The organism is Bacillus sp. TH50 (genome assembly GCF_016650565.1).
Taxonomy (GTDB): domain Bacteria; phylum Bacillota; class Bacilli; order Bacillales; family Bacillaceae_G; genus Bacillus_A; species Bacillus_A mycoides.
In genome coordinates, this window is the sequence record NZ_JAEKFM010000007.1 from 1,857,538 (window position 1) to 1,876,028 (window position 18,491).

Below are 18,491 nucleotides of genomic sequence, written 5' to 3' on the forward strand. Positions count from 1 at the left end.
GTGAAATTCATTCGAAATTGTTGAAAGCCTCGGGAATGCTAGTATAATAACAGGGAGAGCGTATTGGAAAGGGAAGAATATAATATGCAAAAAATTAAAATTGTAACAGATTCAACGGCAGATTTATCAAAAGATATAATTGAGAAGTATGATATTCATGTTTTACCATTATCTATTTCTGTAAATGGACAAACATACTTAGATCGTGTAGATTTGCAACCGGATGAATTTATTGAAGAAATGATTAAATCAGAAGAATTACCAAAAACATCACAACCGGCTATGGGTACATTTGTAGAAATGTATGACAAGCTAGGCGAAGATGGAAGTGAAGTACTTTCCATTCATATGACAGGTGGAATGAGCGGTACTGTCGCAACAGCGAATAGTGCTGCATCAATGACAGATACAAAAGTAACAGTTGTTGATTCTCAATTTATTACACATGCTTTAGCATATCAAGTAATTGAAGCTGCAAAAATGGCAAAAGAAGAATGCTCACTAGAAGATATTTTAAAACGTATTGATGAAGTAAGAAAGAATACTCGTTTATATGTTGTCGTAGATACATTAGAGAACTTAGTGAAGGGTGGACGTATCGGTAAAGGGAAAGCTTTTATCGGTTCATTACTTAATATTAAACCTATTGCAAGTTTAGAAGGCGGCGTATATAATCCGGTAACGAAAGTACGTAGCCAAGGGCAGATTGTAAAAACGTTGGCTAAACTATTCGAGGAAGATACTGCTGGGAAAGTGGTGAAAGCTGTTGCGATTCCACATGCTAAAGCAATTCCTTTAGCAGAAAGTGTAAAAGCTGCTGTTGAAAAAGTGAATGGATTCACTCAATCAGAGATTTTCTATACAACACCAGTTATCAGTACTCATACAGGACCAGGAGCAATTGGTTTTATGTATTTAGCAGAGTAATAAAAAAGCTACTTGAAATGAATTTTCAAGTAGCTTTTTTATTATTTCAGGACAGAAAATAAGAAATGAGAAGGGCAATACAGGCGCTACCGCTAATTATATAGCGAGTCTGTAAATAATCTTTCATGAAAAACACCCTTTTCAATTTTTTAAAGTATATGATAAATTACTCGCAAAAATTAGTACTATTATACATGAGAAGTTTCTGTGATTTTTACTGGTTTTTTATCTGGGACAATAGGGCTATACGTGAAAGTTTGACCTAAAAAGAGAACATGTAGTTGTTCCCACGGTAGCATTCGTAAATTCCAGTTATTTCGTAGTCGTGTTACTGCTTCCCTTGGTGTTTCATCTGCTAAAGCAAAAGTACCGTAGTGCATGGGAATGAAATGTGTAGCGTTTATATCTAGATACGCTTGCACAGCTTCTTCTGGTGAAACGTGAGACACTTTCATAAACCATTCTGGTTCATAGGCACCAATTGGCATAAGTGCAATATCGATTGAAAAACGTTTGCCGATCTCTTTAAATCCTTGGAAATAACCACTATCACCACAAAAATAAATGGTTTCTGAAGAAGTCATATTATCAATGATCCATCCTCCCCAGTGAGAGGTGTTCATATCAAATAATGTTCTTCTCGTCCAGTGCTGGGCAGGTACGAAGTGAAAAGAGACTTCATCAATTGTTGTACTTTCCCACCAGTTGTATTCTTCTACATTGGTGAATTTTTTACGAGTAAATAATTTTTTTAGCCCAATAGGAACAAGGTATAAGGCATCATCATTTAGTTGACGAAGAGATGAAAAGTCTAAATGATCGTAATGACCGTGTGAAATAAGAACGATATCGATTTTAGGTAGTTCTTTTATAGTGAGCCCTGGCTCAGTAAGTCGTGGAACTAACTTTAATTTATTTGCCCATACTGGATCTGTTAAAATATTTAAGCCGTTCGTTTGAATGAGAAAAGTTGAATGACCAATCCATGTGACAGTCGTTTTTTCAAAGTTATTTAGTAGAAATTTACTTTGTTTAACAGGTGATTGTTCTACTAGAAAAGAAAAGTCTTTTTTGTTTTGCTTTCTCTCTTTACGCCAACGTAAGAAGGAGCGAATTGATTTTTTTGTACTTGCATTATCCATATTTTCATAGCGCTTTGCCATGAACATCACCTCATTTAAAATCGTTGTAGTTGTATTGTACCGAAATGTTGTTAAGGAATACAGTGTTTAACATGGATTAATGTTTAAGTAATTGTAAAAAAATAGGGGGGGTTATTTACAAATTTAACAATGAACTTCGTTTCGCAAATAATGGTTAGAGAAATAATAGTAGTAAAATATATTTTGTCTAGTAATTCGCTTGAAATAAAGAAGTAACATACGTAAATTCGTACGATTTCGTGAACAAATGATGTAAACAATTTTCTCATAGTGTTTACTTTTGTTATGATATACATAACTTACATAAATTAAGGATAGAGAAAAGAGGTTTAATAATGAAGCGTTATCAAAAGTTAATTGGTCTTATGGTTGTATTTTGTCTCTTTGTACTTGCAGGTTGTAGTAGTTCAGGGGCAAAACTCCGTAAACCGTTAAACTGGGATTTAGAAACTTTCCAATTTACAAATCAAGAAGGAAAGCCGTTTGGTACAAAAGATTTAAAAGGGAAAGTTTGGGTAGCTGATTTCATGTTTACAAACTGTCAAACAGTTTGTCCGCCAATGACTGCTAATATGGCGAAATTACAGAAAATGGCTAAGGAAGAGAAATTAGACGTTCAGTTTGTTTCGTTTAGTGTAGACCCTGAACTTGATAAACCAGAAAATTTGAAAGCATTCATTCAAAAGTTTACAGAGGATACAAGTAACTGGAACTTGTTAACTGGTTATTCACTGGAGGATATTACAAAGTTTTCAAAAGATAACTTCCAGTCGCTTGTAGATAAACCAGAGAATGGGCAAGTAATACACGGTACATCATTTTTCTTAGTCGATCAAAATGGAAAAGTAATGAAAAAATATAGCGGCATTAGCAATACGCCATACGAAGATATTATACGTGATATGAAGCGATTAGCTGATTAAAAAGAAGGGTGCTTAGCACCCTTCTTTTATTAGTATTCAGTCTATGGATAATATGTCATGCTGTTGTGGTAATTTCGGTGCGCGAATTTCTAATACACCGTTTTGATAAGAAGCTTTCGTTGCTTTTTTATTAATTAAATATGGTAACTTAATAATTCTTGACGCTTCTGAAATGGAACGTTCTCGGCGATAATAGTTATGAGATGTTTGTTCTTCTTCCGTCTCTTCAAGTATATCTTCTTTTACAGAGACTTTTAAGTATTCGCTTTGTATTTCAATTTGAATTTGTTCTTTTTGTATACCTGGTAGTTCGGCTGTAACGACGAGTTCGTCACCAACTTCGTATAAATCTACTGGGAATGTTAATAAACGGTTTCCTTTTTGGAAAAAATGATTTAAATCAGCAATTACGCCACGAAGAGGCGTTTGTTCGAAAAAATCATCAATTTGTTTTAAATAATTACGAACTGGTGGGCGAGAAGAATCTTTTTTTTCTTCACTCATGGTATTACCTCCTAGAAATCAATTTGCAATATCATATGACAAAAGCGGAGAAAGGTGAGTGCCTAGTTTTCATGTTTTCATAAAAAAATGTTAAAAATGTGAAATGGAGTGAGTTTTTTATAGTTTTTGGTCGCCATATTCAGTTGATTATGCTAGTATAAATAGGGTTGATATAGTAGTATTGAGACAGAATGAAAACTGAAAGAGGGTAAGAAGTATGTGTGGTTTTGTAGGATGTTTATGTGAAAACCCTAGAGAGTTTTCAGAAACAGAAAAACATCAATTTGAAAATATGAACACGATGATTTTCCACCGCGGTCCAGATGACGAAGGATATTTTCGTGATGAACATGTACAATTTGGCTTCCGCCGTTTAAGTATCATTGACTTAGAGGCAGGACATCAGCCGTTAACTTATGAAAATGATCGATATGTAATTATTTTTAATGGTGAAATTTACAATTATGTAGAACTACGTGAAATGTTACTTGAAAAAGGTGCAACGTTTGCTACACAATCTGATACAGAAGTTATCATTGCATTGTATGCACATATGAAAGAAAAATGTGTAGACTACCTTCGTGGTATGTTCGCATTTATGATTTGGGATCGTGAAGAAAAGACACTTTTCGGTGCACGTGACCACTTCGGTATTAAGCCTTTATACATCGCACAACAAGGTGATACTACATTCTTCGCATCTGAGAAGAAAAGTATTATGCATGTAATGGAAGACAAAGGGGTAAACCCAAAGTCACTACAACACTACTTTACGTACCAATATGGTCCAGAGCCAGAAACATTAACAATTGATGTTAACAAAATTGAGCCTGGTCATTACTTTGTAAAAGAAATCGGTAAAGAGATGGAAATCCATTGCTACTGGAATCCTTATTTCAACGCTTCAAGCGCAACGAAAGAGGAGCATATCCAAGCAATTCGTGATGTATTATACGATTCTGTAAAAGTACATATGCGTAGTGATGTACCAGTAGGTTCTTTCTTATCTGGTGGTATCGATTCATCTATTATTGCTTCTATCGCAAGAGAAATGAATCCAAATCTATTAACATTCTCTATTGGTTTCGAACAACGTGGTTTCAGTGAAGTTGATGTTGCGAAAGAAACTGCTGAGAAATTAGGAGTTAAAAACCATAACGTATTCATTACAGCGCAAGAATTTATGGATGAGTTCCCGAAAATCATTTGGCATATGGATGATCCTTTAGCGGATCCAGCAGCTGTACCATTGTATTTCGTTGCGAAAGAAGCGCGTAAACATGTAACGGTTGTTCTTTCTGGTGAAGGTGCAGACGAGCTATTTGGTGGATATAATATTTATCGTGAGCCAAACTCTTTAAAAATGTTCTCTTACATTCCTAGCCCAGGAAAGAGTGTTCTAAAGGCATTAAGTGGTGCTCTTAAAGAAGGGTTTAAAGGAAAAAGCTTCTTAGAGCGTGGATGTACGCCAATCGAAGAGCGTTACTATGGAAATGCGAAAATCTTCCGTGAAGAAGAGAAAGCTGAATTAATGAAGTATTACGATGAAAGTGTTAACTACATGGATATCACGAAACCATTGTATAACGAAATTAAAGATTATGATGATGTAAGTAAAATGCAGTACATTGATATGTTCACATGGTTACGCGGCGATATTTTATTAAAAGCTGATAAAATGACGATGGCAAATTCATTAGAACTTCGTGTACCGTTCTTAGATAAAGAAGTATTTGACGTTGCATCTAAAATTCCGACAGAATTTAAAATTGCAAACGGAACAACGAAAGCTATATTACGTGAAGCTGCTCGTGGAATTGTTCCGGATCACGTGTTAGATCGTAAAAAGCTTGGATTCCCAGTACCAATTCGTCACTGGTTAAAAGATGAAATGCACGATTGGGCTGTAAATATTATTAAAGAAAGCAAAACTGAGCATTTAATCGAAAAACAGTATGTATTAAACTTACTGGAAGCACATTGTGCAGATAAAGGCGATTATAGCCGTAAAATTTGGACTGTACTTGCGTTTATGGTATGGCATCAAATTTATGTTGAGCATAAATACGATACGAATAAGTTCCACGAAGAAACAAAGCGTGCGTATAGCTTAGTTTAATAAAAAACCTTAAGGTCGCATTCGATCTTAAGGTTTTTTTCATAAATTGCATTTATTATTGATACAATAATAGTAAAAGGATGGACAACATATGATTACGTTTGAGAAAGTAAATACAGAAAATGAAAGCGCTGTAAAAGAAATGTTTCACTCACACAGCTTAGATGAGAAAAAGGTTCAGTATTGTGTAAAGGTTGATGATACATATATTGGTGTAATAGATTATAGCGTTCAAGAAGAGAGTGCTATTTTGTCACAGTTAATTATTCATTTTGATTATCAAGGTTATGGATACGGGACAAATACGTATTTTACATTTGAAGAAATGATGAAACAGAGAAATGTGAAAGAAATAAAAGTATTGCAAGAAATGTTTACGGAACAAGCTAAATCTTTCATAGAGGGATCTGGTTTTATTGAGGAAAATGGAATATATGTAAAGAAAATATAGTGAATATTGATTAGGTGATGATATGAATATAAGGTAGGTGGACGTATGACGATAACTTCTGGTCTTGTATTAGTTGGAGGTTGTTTTATAGTAGCAGAACTATGCCAGACTTTTATTCGGAAAAGAATGTATAAGAAGAGAAGACCATATGAATTACAATATATACCCGTGTTTGTAATTTTGTTTTGTATGCTATTTGTATTGCAAAACATAACGTATTTCCCACCTCTTTTGAACATCTTTTTGAAGTTTGGGTTGCTATATAGCGGCGGTGGGATATTTCTTTTATTTCTTTTATTTTGCATACGTTACATCCATTATCAATCGTATATATTCATTTTAAATTGGCTAAAGCAAAGCGATAGAAACCGCCTTACATAAGGGGGTTTTTTTATTTGTACTTGTAACGGAACTTGTACAATTAACATAAAATAGGACGAGTAGAAATGAAAGCTTATTACAATAAAGAAAGGAATGAAAAAGATATATGAAACTTGTTATAGACGCAGGGCATGGTGGATATGATTCTGGTGCTGTTGGTAATGGGTTAGTGGAAAAAGAGTTAACACTTCAAATTGCTAGACGTGTGCGAGATATTTTATCTGCAAATTACCCAATCAATATTAAAATGACACGTGATAGTGATGTATTTATCTCTTTATCAGAACGTGCTAATATTGCTAATTCATTTGGTGCAGATTATTTTATCTCATTTCACATTAATAGTGGCGGTGGCACTGGATTTGAAAGTTATATTTACAATGCGCTATCTAATAGTAGTTCCGCATATGAAAAGCAACAAAAAATGCATGCAGCAGTCAATCCTGTATTAACAAAATATGGTCTTCGTGATCGAGGGGCAAAAAAAGCAAATTATGCGGTACTAAGGGAGACTGCAATGGATGCAATTTTAACTGAGACTGCTTTTATTGATACAACATTTGATGCTAATTTATTGAAAAATCCACAATTTATCGAAGATCTAAGTCAAGCATATGCAAACGGAATAGCAGCTATTTTTGGAGTAGCTCCAAATCCGAATCCTCCAAATCCACAACCTCCAAATCCTCAGCCAACACCACAAACGAAGGGGATTGCTTATATCCTTGGGAAAAATGTGAATTTAAGAAGTGGTCCATCAACGTCTTCTTCAGTTATTCATCAACTAAACTCCCCAGAATCGTATGTCGTATATCAGGAAAGTAACGGATGGTTAGACTTAGGAAATGGACAATGGGTGTATAATGACCCTTCGTACATTAATTTTGTAAAGACGAGCAATAGCGATGGAAGTGCAATTGGTGTCGCATATATACAAGGAACGAATGTGAATTTAAGAAGTGGTCCATCAACATCTTCTTCAGTTATTCATAAATTAAATAATCCAGAATCTTATTTAGTATATATTAATCAAAACGGTTGGTTGAACCTTGGTGGAAATCAATGGGTGTATAATGATCCATCATATATTAAATATAATCAATATTAGGAAATGAGTTTATAATGTAATATGAATGCGTATTTATGTATAACGTAGATACGCATTTTAAGAACATTTATTATTTTCATACTTATACACTTTATTTTAAAAATAAACATTTGAATAGCGGATAGAATCTAAAATGTATATATTGAAAAAGTTTTCTGATATACATTGACAATGTATGTAATATACATTAATCTTTAATGGTTAATGATAATCGATTTCATCTAGGGAGGACATATGGTACATAGTAAAAAAATATTTATGTTCTGCATTATGATACTTATGGTAATAATCGCAGGGTGTAGCAAAGAAGAGAAAAAAGAAAATGATACATCGGCTAAAGCAAAAGATTCGTATACTGTAAAGCATGCAATGGGTGAAACAACAGTAAATGGTACACCTAAAAAAGTAGTTGTTTTAACAAATGAGGGTGCGGAGGCGCTTTTAGCTGTCGGAGTAACACCAGTTGGAACTACAAAACCACGTGCTGGTGATGAATGGTATCCTCATTTAGCGAAAGATTTAAAAGATACGAAAGTTGTAGGTACTGAGCGTGATATTAATTTAGAGGCAGTTATGAAGCTTAAGCCAGATTTAATTATCGGGAATAAAATGCGTCATGAAAAAATATATGAGCAATTGAACGAAATAGCGCCAACTGTGTACGCTGAAACATTGCGCGGGGATTGGAAAGAAAACTTTACACTCTATACAAAAGCTGTAAATAAAGAAAAAGAAGGGCAAAAGGCTCTTGAAGATTATAAAAAACGTATTGAAGGAATGAAAGAGAAGTTAGGAGATAAATTGAATTCTAAAGTTTCTATTATTCGCTTCGTACCAGGTGACGTTCGTATTTATCAGAAAAACTCATTCTCAGGTGCTGTTTTAAATGATATTGGATTTAAGCGACCACCACTACAAGATAAAGATGAGTTTGCGATAAAAGGAATTACAAAAGAGCAAATTCCGAATATGGATGGGGACTACATATTCTACTTCACATCTGATAAAGATGCAGATAAGAATAACGAAGGAACCACGTTAGCAAAAGAATGGACAGAAGACCCACTCTTTAAGCAGCTACAGGCTTCTAAAGACAATAAAGTATTCCAAGTGGATGAAGTAATTTGGAATACAGCAGGCGGTATTAAAGCTGCAAACTTAATGCTAGATGATATTGAAAAATATTTTTTGAAATAAATGAATGGTTGAGTGCATCACTTTAAATAGGTGATGTACTTTTTTTGTTTAGTTAAATACAGAAAATTCCTTCTTTTAAGTGTGGATAAGTTGTACAATAAAACCAATCATGGAATAAAGGAGTGGAAAGGAATGAAAGCTACTCATAAAGATTGGATTTTGTTTAACGGAAGAATTGTAAATACGAAAGAAGAACAGCCGATGGTTGCGTTGGAAGAGCGAGGACTCCAATTTGGTGATGGCATATATGAAGTATTTAGGCTATACGATGGGAAGCCTCATTTATTAGACTTACATTTGGAACGCTTTTTTAAATCTATGAGGGAAATAAATATTGTTCCGCCGTTTACAAAGGAAGAGTTAGTTGAAGAACTTCATCAAATGATTGAAAGAAATCAATTTCAAGAGGATGGGAATGTGTATCTTCAAATATCACGTGGAGCTCAAGCTCGAAATCATGTGTATGAAAAAGATTTACAGTCAACATATTTTGCGAATGTTGTTTTGTTTCCAAGACCTACCGCTACTATGGAACAAGGAATAAAGGTTACTGTAGAAGAGGATATACGCTGGAAGTTCTGTCATATAAAATCTTTAAACCTTCTACCTAATATCATGATTAAAAATAAAATAAACGAGCAAGGGTATCAAGAAGCGATATTAGTACGAGATGGAGTTGTAACAGAAGGGTGTCATTCGAATTTCTTTATGGTGAAAAATAATAAATTAATTACACATCCGGCCGATAATTTCATTCTACACGGCATTACTCGTCACTACGTTATTACATTAGCGAAAGCTTTACATATTGAAGTAGAAGAGCGTGAATTCTCATTGCAAGAAGTATACGAGGCTGACGAATGTTTCTTTACAGCGACACCACTTGAAATATTCCCTGTTGTTCAAATTGGTGATGAGAAGTTTGGAAGCGGCGAAAGAGGACCAATTACGAAAAAACTACAAGCTGCATATGAAGAAAGTATTAGTTTGTTTAAAGTGACAAATTAATAATGAGGGGAAAAGCTGGTATTCCCCCAGCTTTTTTTCATGATATAATTCAACCATAGGACAAGTTTTGAAAACGCTGTAAAAAGGGGATTTAATATATGAATTATGAAGATTTTAAAGAAGTAATTCACGGTAGACGAAGTGTTAGAAAGTTTACAGAACAAGAAGTATCCACTAGTGATATAAAAGAAATTATTGATTGTGCTCGTTATGCACCGAGTGATACGAACTCACAAACGTGGGAGTTCTTGGTCATTATGAACCGAGAGAAAATTAAAGAAATTGAACAAATGACATGGGATGCATTACATAAACTTGCAGCAAAAGCAGCAGAAAATGGAGAAGAGAAAGCAGGGAAATTACTTACACGTTCTTTCGGTCCATATGCGACAGCTTTCTCTGAGGCGCCAGTATTAATCGTATGTTTGGCAACACCATATGAATCAAAGTTTCGTGAAAAGATATTTGATCCAATTGCCTTCGTTCCTGATTCAGTATGGGAAGAGGAAGGAATTAAGAGTAGCTGTTTAGCAGCACAAAACTTAATGTTGGCTGCACATGCGAGAGGACTGGGTACTTGTCCAATGACAGGACCTGTATTATTAGCTCAAGATGAACTGCGACAATATTTACAAATTGAGCCTCAAAAACAAATTAATATGGTAATTTCACTCGGGTTTCCGAAAGATAAGCCGAAGAAACTTTCTCGAAAAGAAGTTGATGAGATTACAACATTTATTTTCTAAATGTTATGTAGAAAAGACATTGAAATAGCAATGTCTTTTTTTATTTTGCGTGCCCAGCTAAGCTGGGCACTGCTTGCTGGTGAAAGTCCAGCCTAGGTAAGAGCCAAGTCGCCTAGTAGCTGACAGGCAGCTGGTGGAGAAATCCTAAGGTTGAAGCCCTGTGACAAAGTAACTTCTACTAGAAGTGCGAGCGAATCAACAGACCGTAACATAAAGTGAACCTTGCCGCCTCGTTAAAAGCAACCTAGCAATAGGACAAAGGGAAGTCGAGCCTGGTGAATATGGGCGAAGACCATGGAAGATGTGAAGAACTTGGAAATACGACATCGAAGAATCCCTCGGGGTACGGAGGGCGGTATGTTGAGAAAGTAGTGTCTGGAACTGGGGAGACCCTCCTTTGCCCTTTCTTTCAGAAAGGAGAGAGGAAACCTATAAGCATATACGAAATGGTGGACTGTAAAGAGGGAGTCGGAGGAGGTCATAGTACTGAATATCATAACGACAACACAACGTTATGTAGGGAAGGACCTCTACTTTGTTCATAAGTTGGAAGGAGGTAAGAGTGAGTGAATGCTGGAAAACTAGCTAACTACACTGATGTAAAAGCTCAAGAACTTTGGAAGACTTTATATCTTTGTGCCAAAGAAAGTTCAAGTCGTAGGTTTCACGCGTTGTACGACAAAATATATCGTCCTGACATATTGGCTGAAGCATGGAGAAGGGTAAAACGGAATCAAGGGAGCGGTGGAATTGATGGACAGACGATTGAAGAAATCGTGTATCAATATGGAGAACGAAACTTTCTCAATGAATTATATATAGAATTGAAAAGTAAATCCTACCATCCACAAGCTGTAAGAAGAATGTATATTCCAAAAGGTGATGGAAAACAAAGACCGCTTGGAATTCCCACGATCAAGGATAGGGTTGTACAAATGGCAACGAAATTGGTGATAGAACCTATCTTCGAAGCCGATTTTCAAGACTGTTCGTATGGATTTCGCCCGAAACGCACAGCACATCAAGCGATATCGAAGATACGGAAAGCGAGTAAAACATCTCATTGGATTGTAGATGTAGACATACAAGGATACTTTGACAATATTAATCATGACAAATTAATGAGGCTTGTAGAAAGAAGAATCAGTGACCGAAGAGTGTTAAAACTCATTAGAAAATGGTTGAAAGCGGGAATCATGGAACATGCGCAATTTCATGAAACGACATTAGGTACACCACAAGGTGGCGTGATATCTCCATTACTTTCTAATATATATTTAAACTATATGGATACCATTTGGGAAAAGAAGTGTAAACATTTGGGGGAACTAATTCGATATGCGGATGACTTTGTCATCGTATGTCAAACAAAACAACAAGCATTAGAGAGTATTCGGATACTACAATCCATTATGAATAAGTTAGAACTTACAATCCATACAGAAAAGTCGAAGCTAGTGAATACGTGGGATGGAAACGAGGGATTTGATTTTCTAGGATTTCACCACCGAAAATACCCTAAACATGTGAAAGGCGGGAAGAAAGTGCATGTGATGGCACATATTCCGAGCCAGAAAGCCATGAAGAAAATGCGGGAACGCATTAAAAGATACACAGAGCCGAGGAACAAACTGTATCTACAATTGGAAGAGATGGTGAAAGGTTTAAATAGAATTCTGCAAGGATTCAAGAATTATTATAGCTTATCTTCAATTGGATAGAGGTGGCTCTGTAAAATAGACTGGTACGTCCTAGAACGACTTAACCTTTTTTGGAATAAGAAAAGAAATGTTCGAAAGAAACATGGTCGTATCAAGGACTTGATGAAGAAAACAACATATACACTCGTGAAAGTAGGAGGATAGAACAAAACTGAACGCCAAAGAAGGAAGAACATCGGAAAGCCGTATGAGGGAAAACCTCACGTACGGTTTGATGAGGGGAAGCTGAAACAGAAAAGGGATGGCAAAGCCATCCCTAAAGAAAATTTAATCTGTTTCAGTTTTCTACTCTACGAATGGATATTTTTTTAGTAAATTGGGCTAAAATGATGAATAGAGTGGAATTACTATTTATTTCTTTAAAAAAATTAATGTTCTTAAAATGAAAGTATGGTACAGTAATCGTGAGCAAGCTAATATTTGTTCATGAAAGTGTTAAAAACTAGTTTTAAAATCAAGAAGTTATTTTTGTATAATAAATTATAATGAAATAACAGGGGGAATGAATTTTGAAGAAATTCATAATCGCTGGATTGTCTGTATTGTTATTAGTAGGCTGTGGTACTCCAAAGGAAAAAGAGGATGCACAGTCAAACCAGGAAGAACAAGTTGTAAATGCAAGTGATGAGAATATGGTCGTATTTCCTGAAGGAGCAGTGCCAATCGGAGAAGGGAAAGTAAAAGTAACTACTCCAGATGGTACTTCTGAAAATGGCAATATACCAACTGTATTCATAAAAAAGGATACTTTAATTCAGCAAGTCGAATTAGAACTTTCCAATTTTCAAAACGATAAAGAAACATTTGTATTTGTAGATCAAATATTTGCAGATAAACATCAAGTAACTAGTACAACACAGACAACAGTACAATTAAAAGAAAAGACGCTTGAGACAGGTAGTCATACGATTACCGCAGCTCAGTTTGAAAACAATGACCCAAAAGGAAAAGTCATTAGCTTGAATCAAGCGACGTTTGAAACGAAGCCTGCGTCTTAATATGGAAAAAGTACATTACTCAAAAGTAGTGTACTTTTTAGTTTGGATTGAATTATGTCATTGAGAATAATTTGTGTCACTTTTTAGTACGAATGAATAGGAAGAAATTATTCTTTACTATCATGTAAGAGAAAGGGATTGAAAGTTTGAAACGAGTTATTCGTATTTTCTTATTTATTATAATGTTTTCGGTCATTTGGTTTACTTTACAAGAGGCGGTTGAAGTTACGCTCAATTATCACATTCATGACTTGTTAATTGGAGCTGTATGTTTTGTCATTGTGTATCGGTTTTATCAAGCCTTAACGGACAATAAGAACCCCACCTGAAAATTCGGCACATGCGAGGAAGTTAGGTGGGAGATCAACTTGCCCGTAAAAGCCCGATTGGTGAAGGATAATCCCCCCTATGATTAAAGTTTGGCTTTATGATAAACTCGGATTAAGGTAAGTATTGAGTTGGAAATGTAGGGATTTCATTTGAAATGTCGAATAGTACATACGATGTCGTAATAACAAATTTTCTATTGTTTACTGTGAAACAGAAGAAGGAGAGATTGTAGTTATGAAAAGAGCGCTTATAAATATTGATTATACATATGATTTTGTAGCTGAAAAAGGTGCTTTAACATGCGGGAAACCAGGTCAAGAAATTGAGAAGGAACTTGTAAGTGTAACGAAACAATTTATTGAAAAAGGTGATTACGTAGTATTTGCGATTGATAAACATGAAGACAATGATGTATATCATCCAGAAGCGAAATTGTTTCCACCTCATAATATAGCAGGTACAAATGGAAGAGACTTATTTGGTGAATTACAAGATGTATGCGAGAAATATAAAAATGCAGAGAATGTATACTATATGGACAAAACACGTTACAGTGCTTTTGCAGGAACGGATCTAGAAATGAAGCTAAGAGAAAGAGGAATAGAGGAAGTGCATCTTGTAGGTGTATGTACAGATATTTGCGTCCTTCATACAGCAGTAGATGCTTATAACAAAGGGTTTCAAATTGTGGTTTATGAAAAAGCAGTAGCATCTTTTAATGCGCAAGGGCATGAATATGCACTTGGACATTTTAAATCTTGTTTACATGCAGAAGTGAAGTAAAAAGAGGCCTTTAAAAAGGCCTCTTTTTACGTTTAAATTGAGACGACATTTTGCTCAATTAGTTTTTTTATGAACGGGCTAATGTTTTCTGGTAGCCCATTTAAATCAAAAAATTGTACATTTGACACTCCCACCCCTAAAGGGGCCAGCTGACTAACGTCAGTGGGATTCTTGCTACCAAAGGCGAAGTCCATTTCTGGTATCGCTGACGTGCAAGATTGCGGTGTGCCATCACCACTCCCACAACAGACCATATAGGTTCGTGGGCTACGGTACTGTGACCATACCGTACAGGTTGTTCGTTCTCAACTGTTTTTACGTCTTTTGCATGACGACTTAATACATTTTACGGAGTAGAAGAATTGGCTACCCCAACCTCATATGTATTCTATTTTCAGAGAACAGTCGTTTTAGAGTCTTTTGCATGACTATGAATAAAGTATACCATGTTTTGCTATGCAAAAACGATGCTTTCATCCCACGTCTAAAGACGGACTAAAGTCCTGCGTGGGCTTTCCCGTATCGTAAATTCTGTAATAATTCAACTCCGTCTGCTTTTAACGAGCCACCTGTAATGTCTTTACAAAGGTATGCGATTGTTATAGGATAAAATTCATCTCCGTTCGGTAATTGTACAAAAAACTCTTTACCTGAAAATACACTTACTAACTGAAGTGTACCAATTTCAATACCTGTTTCTTCAAGCACTTCTCGTCTGCCAGCTTCTTCTGTGGATTCACCAAGTTCCACAAAACCTCCAGGAACACCCCAAATGCCATTTCGTCTTTGTTGGAGTAATATTTGTCCTTGTTCATTAAAAACAGCTACAGCAACTCCTGCTAGATTGAGTGGTCTTGATCCAACAACTTCTCTTAGTTCTTCGATATATCCCATTGTTTGTAACCTCCGTGAGTAAAAATAGTATGAAATGCAATATTCGATGTAATGTGAAAATATTCCTTGTAACGAGGTGAGTATTGCGGACTTAAAAGAAAGTCATTTATAAAAAATTCTATTGTAATATCCCTTTAGAGGATTAAAAAGGGTTATAGTAAATAGAAAAGAACATCTGAAGTTGAAAGATTGATTAAAGAGTTATATTGTTGAAGATGAACAATGAATACAAATACATATAGTTAAGAAAGTACGATTTAAGATCAGGATAAAAGATGTTTCGAAAACAAGTGTTGAGATGATAAATGCGTATTTAAAATATAGTAGCTTTGTATGAAATTTTTATTAGTAAGGAAGTGGATGGATGAGTTTATTAACGTATACTGAAGAGTTTTTTAATTATGTAAGGGAATTTTTACTTTTAAGGTTTTTACTATTTGCTTTAGTTCTTATCATTATTTCTTTTGTTATAAATCGCATTATTGATTGGTTTTTTAGGAAATCAAGCTTTTTTGATGAAGAGGTAGAGCAGACGATTCAAAGTGTAATTCGATCTATTTTTAGGTATATCATTATCATTAGTCTTATCATATATTTAATTAGTCAATTTGTAGATATAAAAAGTATTATTGCAGGTGCAGGGATAGCGGGAGTTGTCATCGGTTTTGCTGCACAACAGATGCTAAAAGATGTAATATTAGGCTTCGCAAGATTAGCGGACAAAGAGTTCCGTGTTGGCGATTTTGTTACTTTTAACGGAACAAATTCAGGAACCATTGAGGAAATTAGTATTCGTTTTATGCAAATTCGTGAATGGTCAGGAAAACTCCTTACCATACCACACGGAGAGATTAGAACGATACAAAATTTTAATAAAGGATGGATGCGAGTTATTGAACGCATCACGGTAAGTTATCAGGAAGATCCTACAAGAGTTAAGGAATTGTTAGAAGAAGTGTGTGTTGTTTGTAATGAAAAATTGGATCAAGGTCTTTATAGAGTAGATGATGAAGCTGTTGAACCATTTAAATATGTTGGAGTTACAGACTTAAATCCTAACCTTAAATATGTTGGATATGAATTTTGTATTACAGGTTTGATTAAACCGGAAGATTATTTTGAAACTTCTAGACAAGTAAGATTTGAATTAATGTCTATTTTTCATAAAAATCAAGTGCAAATGCCAGCAGCGAATATGTTCGTTAACACTGAAAGTTTACAGAATATCCATGTGGGACAATCTTTATCAGACAGTTAATGAAAACTAGCTAATTTCTGTTTTGGTTTAGAATTTAGATTTGTGAATCAGTAGATTTGAATGAACTGTATGGGATATCTCCGAAAAAAGAGCTGAAGGAATTCGGTTCTTTTTTGTTTGTAGTATTTTGAAATTTCTTAATGTTATAATGGTAGTTGGTGATGAGAATGAACATAGATGAAAAAGAGATGCATCGTTTAGAGGCATTAAAAGAAATTGCTGAGTTACTAAATGAAGCAACAAACTTACAGGAAATGTTAGGAAAAGTGTTACATACATTATTACAAGTTATGAATTTGCAAACAGGGTGGATATTCTTTATTGATGAAAGTGGAAAGCATCGTATGCTTGTAGACCAAAACTTACCCCCAGCTCTTACGTGGCAGGAAAAGAAGCCGATGTGTGAAGGCGATTGTTGGTGTGTAGAACGTTTTGTGAATGGAAGATTGGAAAAAGCGACAAATATTATTGAATGTAAACGAATAGAGGATGCGATTGAATGTAATTGGGGCGAGACAGAAGATGTTACACATCATGCGACAATCCCGCTAAGATCTGGATCAGAGAAATTTGGTCTATTAAATGTAGCCTCGCCTCATAAAACACATTTTTCTGAGGAGGAGTTAGCGTTATTAGAAGCGATTGCATTTCAAATTGGAACGACAATACAACGTATTCAATTAGTTGAGAAAGAACGAAAATATGTAGTTGTAGCTGAAAGGAATCGATTGGCTCGTGATTTACATGATTCTGTTAAACAATTGTTATTTTCAATTATGCTAACAGCGAAAGGGACTCTAAATATGACGAAGGATAGAGACTTGCAAGAGATGTTAAGTTATATTGGAGAATTATCACAGGAAGCATTACAAGAGATGACACTTTTGATTTGGCAATTAAGGCCTGAAGGATTAGAGAAAGGTTTAGCAGAAGCGATTCAAAATTACGGAAAACTGTTAGGGATTCAAGTGGAAGTTCGAATTGATGGAATGGTTTTAATTGAAGATGAAATAGAAGAAGTTTTATGGCGTATAAGCCAAGAGGCATTACATAATTGTAAAAAACATGCCTCATGTGAAAAAGTATGTGTTCATTTAAGGATAGAAAATAATAAGTTGCATTTTTACATAGAAGATAACGGAATAGGATTTATACAGGATCAAGTAAGAGAGTCAGCACTTGGTTTGAAAAGTATGAAAGAACGAATTGAATTAATGAGGGGAATTTTTCGAATAAAAGCAGAACCGGAAAAGGGGACAAAGATAGAAATTCAATTACCGGTTTGAGAGGGAGAACGTCAGTGAAAATTAAATTATTACTTGTAGAAGATCATCATATCGTTCGAAGGGGACTCGTATTCTTTTTGAAGACGAGAGAAGAATTTGAAATTATTGGGGAAGCAGCAAATGGTGAAGAAGCATTAACATTCGTCCAAACAGAAAGGCCAGATGTAGTATTAATGGATGTATCAATGCCGAAAATGGATGGTATTGAAGCGACAAAACGTATAAAACAATACGATGAGACAATAAAAATTCTTATGCTCAGTAGTTTTTCAGAACAAGATTACGTTTTACCAGCATTAGAAGCTGGGGCAGATGGTTATCAATTAAAAGAAGTGCAGCCAGATCAACTTGTTGCGTCAATCGTTGCGGTATATCAAGGAAACGCAAATTTTCACCCGAAAGTAACACCAGCACTATTAGGACGATCAGCAGTCAAGAAAGAAAAAGAGAATCCTTTTTCTATGTTAACAAAAAGGGAGCGAGAAGTACTTCGTGAAATTGCGAAAGGAAGAAGCAATAAGGAGATTGCAGCAGAACTTCATATTACAGAACAAACTGTGAAAACACACGTTTCTAACGTATTGGCTAAATTGGAAGTAGATGATCGTACACAAGCTGCCTTATACGCAGTAAAGCATGGGGAAAACTAGAAATAAGTATGAATAATTGTGTCATATGCTACGGAAGAATACAT

The 18,491-nt window shown here is 35.1% G+C and carries 18 protein-coding genes and 1 pseudogene; 16 read left to right on the top strand and 3 right to left on the bottom strand.

The annotated features are described in order from the left end of the window. Window positions 1-84 precede the first annotated feature (84 nt). On the top strand, window positions 85-927 hold the full coding sequence (locus JFU23_RS26620) for a DegV family protein (RefSeq protein WP_201033119.1): 843 nt from the start codon (window positions 85-87) through the stop codon (window positions 925-927). 188 nt (window positions 928-1,115) lie between these two features. Here the strand turns inward: JFU23_RS26620 and JFU23_RS26625 are convergent, their stop codons facing one another. Beyond that, window positions 1,116-2,090, bottom strand: a complete 975-nt coding sequence (locus tag JFU23_RS26625; RefSeq protein WP_201033120.1) for an MBL fold metallo-hydrolase — start codon at window positions 2,088-2,090, stop codon at window positions 1,116-1,118. Between the two features lie 335 nt (window positions 2,091-2,425). On the opposite strand from JFU23_RS26625, the gene JFU23_RS26630 reads away from it, so the two are divergent. Beyond that, complete coding sequence (locus JFU23_RS26630; RefSeq protein ID WP_002141632.1) at window positions 2,426-3,013, top strand: SCO family protein; 588 nt, start codon at window positions 2,426-2,428, stop codon at window positions 3,011-3,013. Window positions 3,014-3,049: 36 nt separating this feature from the next. Here the strand turns inward: JFU23_RS26630 and JFU23_RS26635 are convergent, their stop codons facing one another. Then, a complete protein-coding gene (locus JFU23_RS26635) occupies window positions 3,050-3,517 on the bottom strand; it encodes an Hsp20/alpha crystallin family protein (protein ID WP_002012708.1) in 468 nt (155 codons plus the stop codon). Window positions 3,518-3,734: 217 nt separating this feature from the next. Here JFU23_RS26635 and asnB point away from each other — a divergent pair, with 217 nt between their 5' ends. The 11 genes from asnB (at window position 3,735) to JFU23_RS26685 (ending at window position 14,359) form a co-directional block, all read left to right on the top strand. Beyond that, complete coding sequence (gene asnB / locus JFU23_RS26640; RefSeq protein ID WP_201033121.1) at window positions 3,735-5,636, top strand: asparagine synthase (glutamine-hydrolyzing); 1,902 nt, start codon at window positions 3,735-3,737, stop codon at window positions 5,634-5,636. A 91-nt stretch (window positions 5,637-5,727) separates the two neighbouring features. Further along, window positions 5,728-6,087: a GNAT family N-acetyltransferase gene (locus JFU23_RS26645; RefSeq protein ID WP_002012705.1), complete on the top strand. Its 360-nt coding sequence runs from the start codon at window positions 5,728-5,730 to the stop codon at window positions 6,085-6,087. A gap of 45 nt (window positions 6,088-6,132) precedes the next feature. Further along, on the top strand, window positions 6,133-6,468 hold the full coding sequence (locus JFU23_RS26650; RefSeq protein WP_078176649.1) for a hypothetical protein: 336 nt from the start codon (window positions 6,133-6,135) through the stop codon (window positions 6,466-6,468). Window positions 6,469-6,574: 106 nt separating this feature from the next. Beyond that, window positions 6,575-7,576 carry an N-acetylmuramoyl-L-alanine amidase gene (locus tag JFU23_RS26655; protein ID WP_201033122.1) on the top strand — a complete coding sequence of 334 codons (1,002 nt, stop codon included), beginning with the start codon at window positions 6,575-6,577 and terminating at the stop codon, window positions 7,574-7,576. Window positions 7,577-7,810: 234 nt separating this feature from the next. Then, complete coding sequence (locus JFU23_RS26660; protein WP_002127211.1) at window positions 7,811-8,773, top strand: ABC transporter substrate-binding protein; 963 nt, start codon at window positions 7,811-7,813, stop codon at window positions 8,771-8,773. Between the two features lie 132 nt (window positions 8,774-8,905). Further along, window positions 8,906-9,781, top strand: a complete 876-nt coding sequence (gene dat / locus JFU23_RS26665; RefSeq protein WP_201033123.1) for a D-amino-acid transaminase — start codon at window positions 8,906-8,908, stop codon at window positions 9,779-9,781. 98 nt (window positions 9,782-9,879) lie between these two features. Next, window positions 9,880-10,527 (top strand): nitroreductase family protein, encoded by a 648-nt coding sequence (locus JFU23_RS26670; protein ID WP_002012699.1) that lies wholly within the window; start codon window positions 9,880-9,882, stop codon window positions 10,525-10,527. A 566-nt stretch (window positions 10,528-11,093) separates the two neighbouring features. Beyond that, on the top strand, window positions 11,094-12,248 hold the full coding sequence (ltrA, locus tag JFU23_RS26675; RefSeq protein WP_307838510.1) for a group II intron reverse transcriptase/maturase: 1,155 nt from the start codon (window positions 11,094-11,096) through the stop codon (window positions 12,246-12,248). Window positions 12,249-12,757: 509 nt separating this feature from the next. Continuing rightward, on the top strand, window positions 12,758-13,246 hold the full coding sequence (locus JFU23_RS26680) for a putative periplasmic lipoprotein (protein ID WP_002065200.1): 489 nt from the start codon (window positions 12,758-12,760) through the stop codon (window positions 13,244-13,246). A 146-nt stretch (window positions 13,247-13,392) separates the two neighbouring features. After that, window positions 13,393-13,575: a hypothetical protein gene (locus tag JFU23_RS30300; protein ID WP_012260876.1), complete on the top strand. Its 183-nt coding sequence runs from the start codon at window positions 13,393-13,395 to the stop codon at window positions 13,573-13,575. Window positions 13,576-13,810: 235 nt separating this feature from the next. After that, complete coding sequence (locus tag JFU23_RS26685) at window positions 13,811-14,359, top strand: cysteine hydrolase family protein (RefSeq protein WP_098167765.1); 549 nt, start codon at window positions 13,811-13,813, stop codon at window positions 14,357-14,359. 534 nt (window positions 14,360-14,893) lie between these two features. Here JFU23_RS26685 and JFU23_RS26695 read toward each other — a convergent pair. Beyond that, window positions 14,894-15,253, bottom strand: a pseudogene (locus JFU23_RS26695) (NUDIX hydrolase); the annotation flags it as partial. A gap of 364 nt (window positions 15,254-15,617) precedes the next feature. Between JFU23_RS26695 and JFU23_RS26700 the strand changes: the two are divergent. From JFU23_RS26700 to JFU23_RS26710, 3 genes are all read left to right on the top strand, one after another. Continuing rightward, entirely contained in the window at window positions 15,618-16,511 is an 894-nt protein-coding gene (locus JFU23_RS26700; RefSeq protein ID WP_201033125.1) for a mechanosensitive ion channel family protein, read from the top strand. 167 nt (window positions 16,512-16,678) lie between these two features. Next, a complete protein-coding gene (locus JFU23_RS26705; RefSeq protein WP_002031724.1) occupies window positions 16,679-17,797 on the top strand; it encodes a GAF domain-containing sensor histidine kinase in 1,119 nt (372 codons plus the stop codon). Between the two features lie 14 nt (window positions 17,798-17,811). Continuing rightward, window positions 17,812-18,447, top strand: a complete 636-nt coding sequence (locus JFU23_RS26710; protein WP_201033126.1) for a response regulator — start codon at window positions 17,812-17,814, stop codon at window positions 18,445-18,447. Window positions 18,448-18,491 lie beyond the last annotated feature (44 nt).

Bases quoted from the DNA above. Each gene is read 5' to 3' on its own strand.
- JFU23_RS26620 (WP_201033119.1), top strand. From the start codon at position 85: ATGCAAAAAATTAAAATTGTAACAGATTCAACGGCAGATTTATCAAAA.
- JFU23_RS26625 (WP_201033120.1), bottom strand. From the start codon at position 2,090: ATGGCAAAGCGCTATGAAAATATGGATAATGCAAGTACAAAAAAATCA.
- JFU23_RS26630 (WP_002141632.1), top strand. From the start codon at position 2,426: ATGAAGCGTTATCAAAAGTTAATTGGTCTTATGGTTGTATTTTGTCTC.
- JFU23_RS26635 (WP_002012708.1), bottom strand. From the start codon at position 3,517: ATGAGTGAAGAAAAAAAAGATTCTTCTCGCCCACCAGTTCGTAATTAT.
- asnB (WP_201033121.1), top strand. From the start codon at position 3,735: ATGTGTGGTTTTGTAGGATGTTTATGTGAAAACCCTAGAGAGTTTTCA.
- JFU23_RS26645 (WP_002012705.1), top strand. From the start codon at position 5,728: ATGATTACGTTTGAGAAAGTAAATACAGAAAATGAAAGCGCTGTAAAA.
- JFU23_RS26650 (WP_078176649.1), top strand. From the start codon at position 6,133: ATGACGATAACTTCTGGTCTTGTATTAGTTGGAGGTTGTTTTATAGTA.
- JFU23_RS26655 (WP_201033122.1), top strand. From the start codon at position 6,575: ATGAAACTTGTTATAGACGCAGGGCATGGTGGATATGATTCTGGTGCT.
- JFU23_RS26660 (WP_002127211.1), top strand. From the start codon at position 7,811: ATGGTACATAGTAAAAAAATATTTATGTTCTGCATTATGATACTTATG.
- dat (WP_201033123.1), top strand. From the start codon at position 8,906: ATGAAAGCTACTCATAAAGATTGGATTTTGTTTAACGGAAGAATTGTA.
- JFU23_RS26670 (WP_002012699.1), top strand. From the start codon at position 9,880: ATGAATTATGAAGATTTTAAAGAAGTAATTCACGGTAGACGAAGTGTT.
- JFU23_RS26685 (WP_098167765.1), top strand. From the start codon at position 13,811: ATGAAAAGAGCGCTTATAAATATTGATTATACATATGATTTTGTAGCT.
- JFU23_RS26700 (WP_201033125.1), top strand. From the start codon at position 15,618: ATGAGTTTATTAACGTATACTGAAGAGTTTTTTAATTATGTAAGGGAA.
- JFU23_RS26705 (WP_002031724.1), top strand. From the start codon at position 16,679: ATGAACATAGATGAAAAAGAGATGCATCGTTTAGAGGCATTAAAAGAA.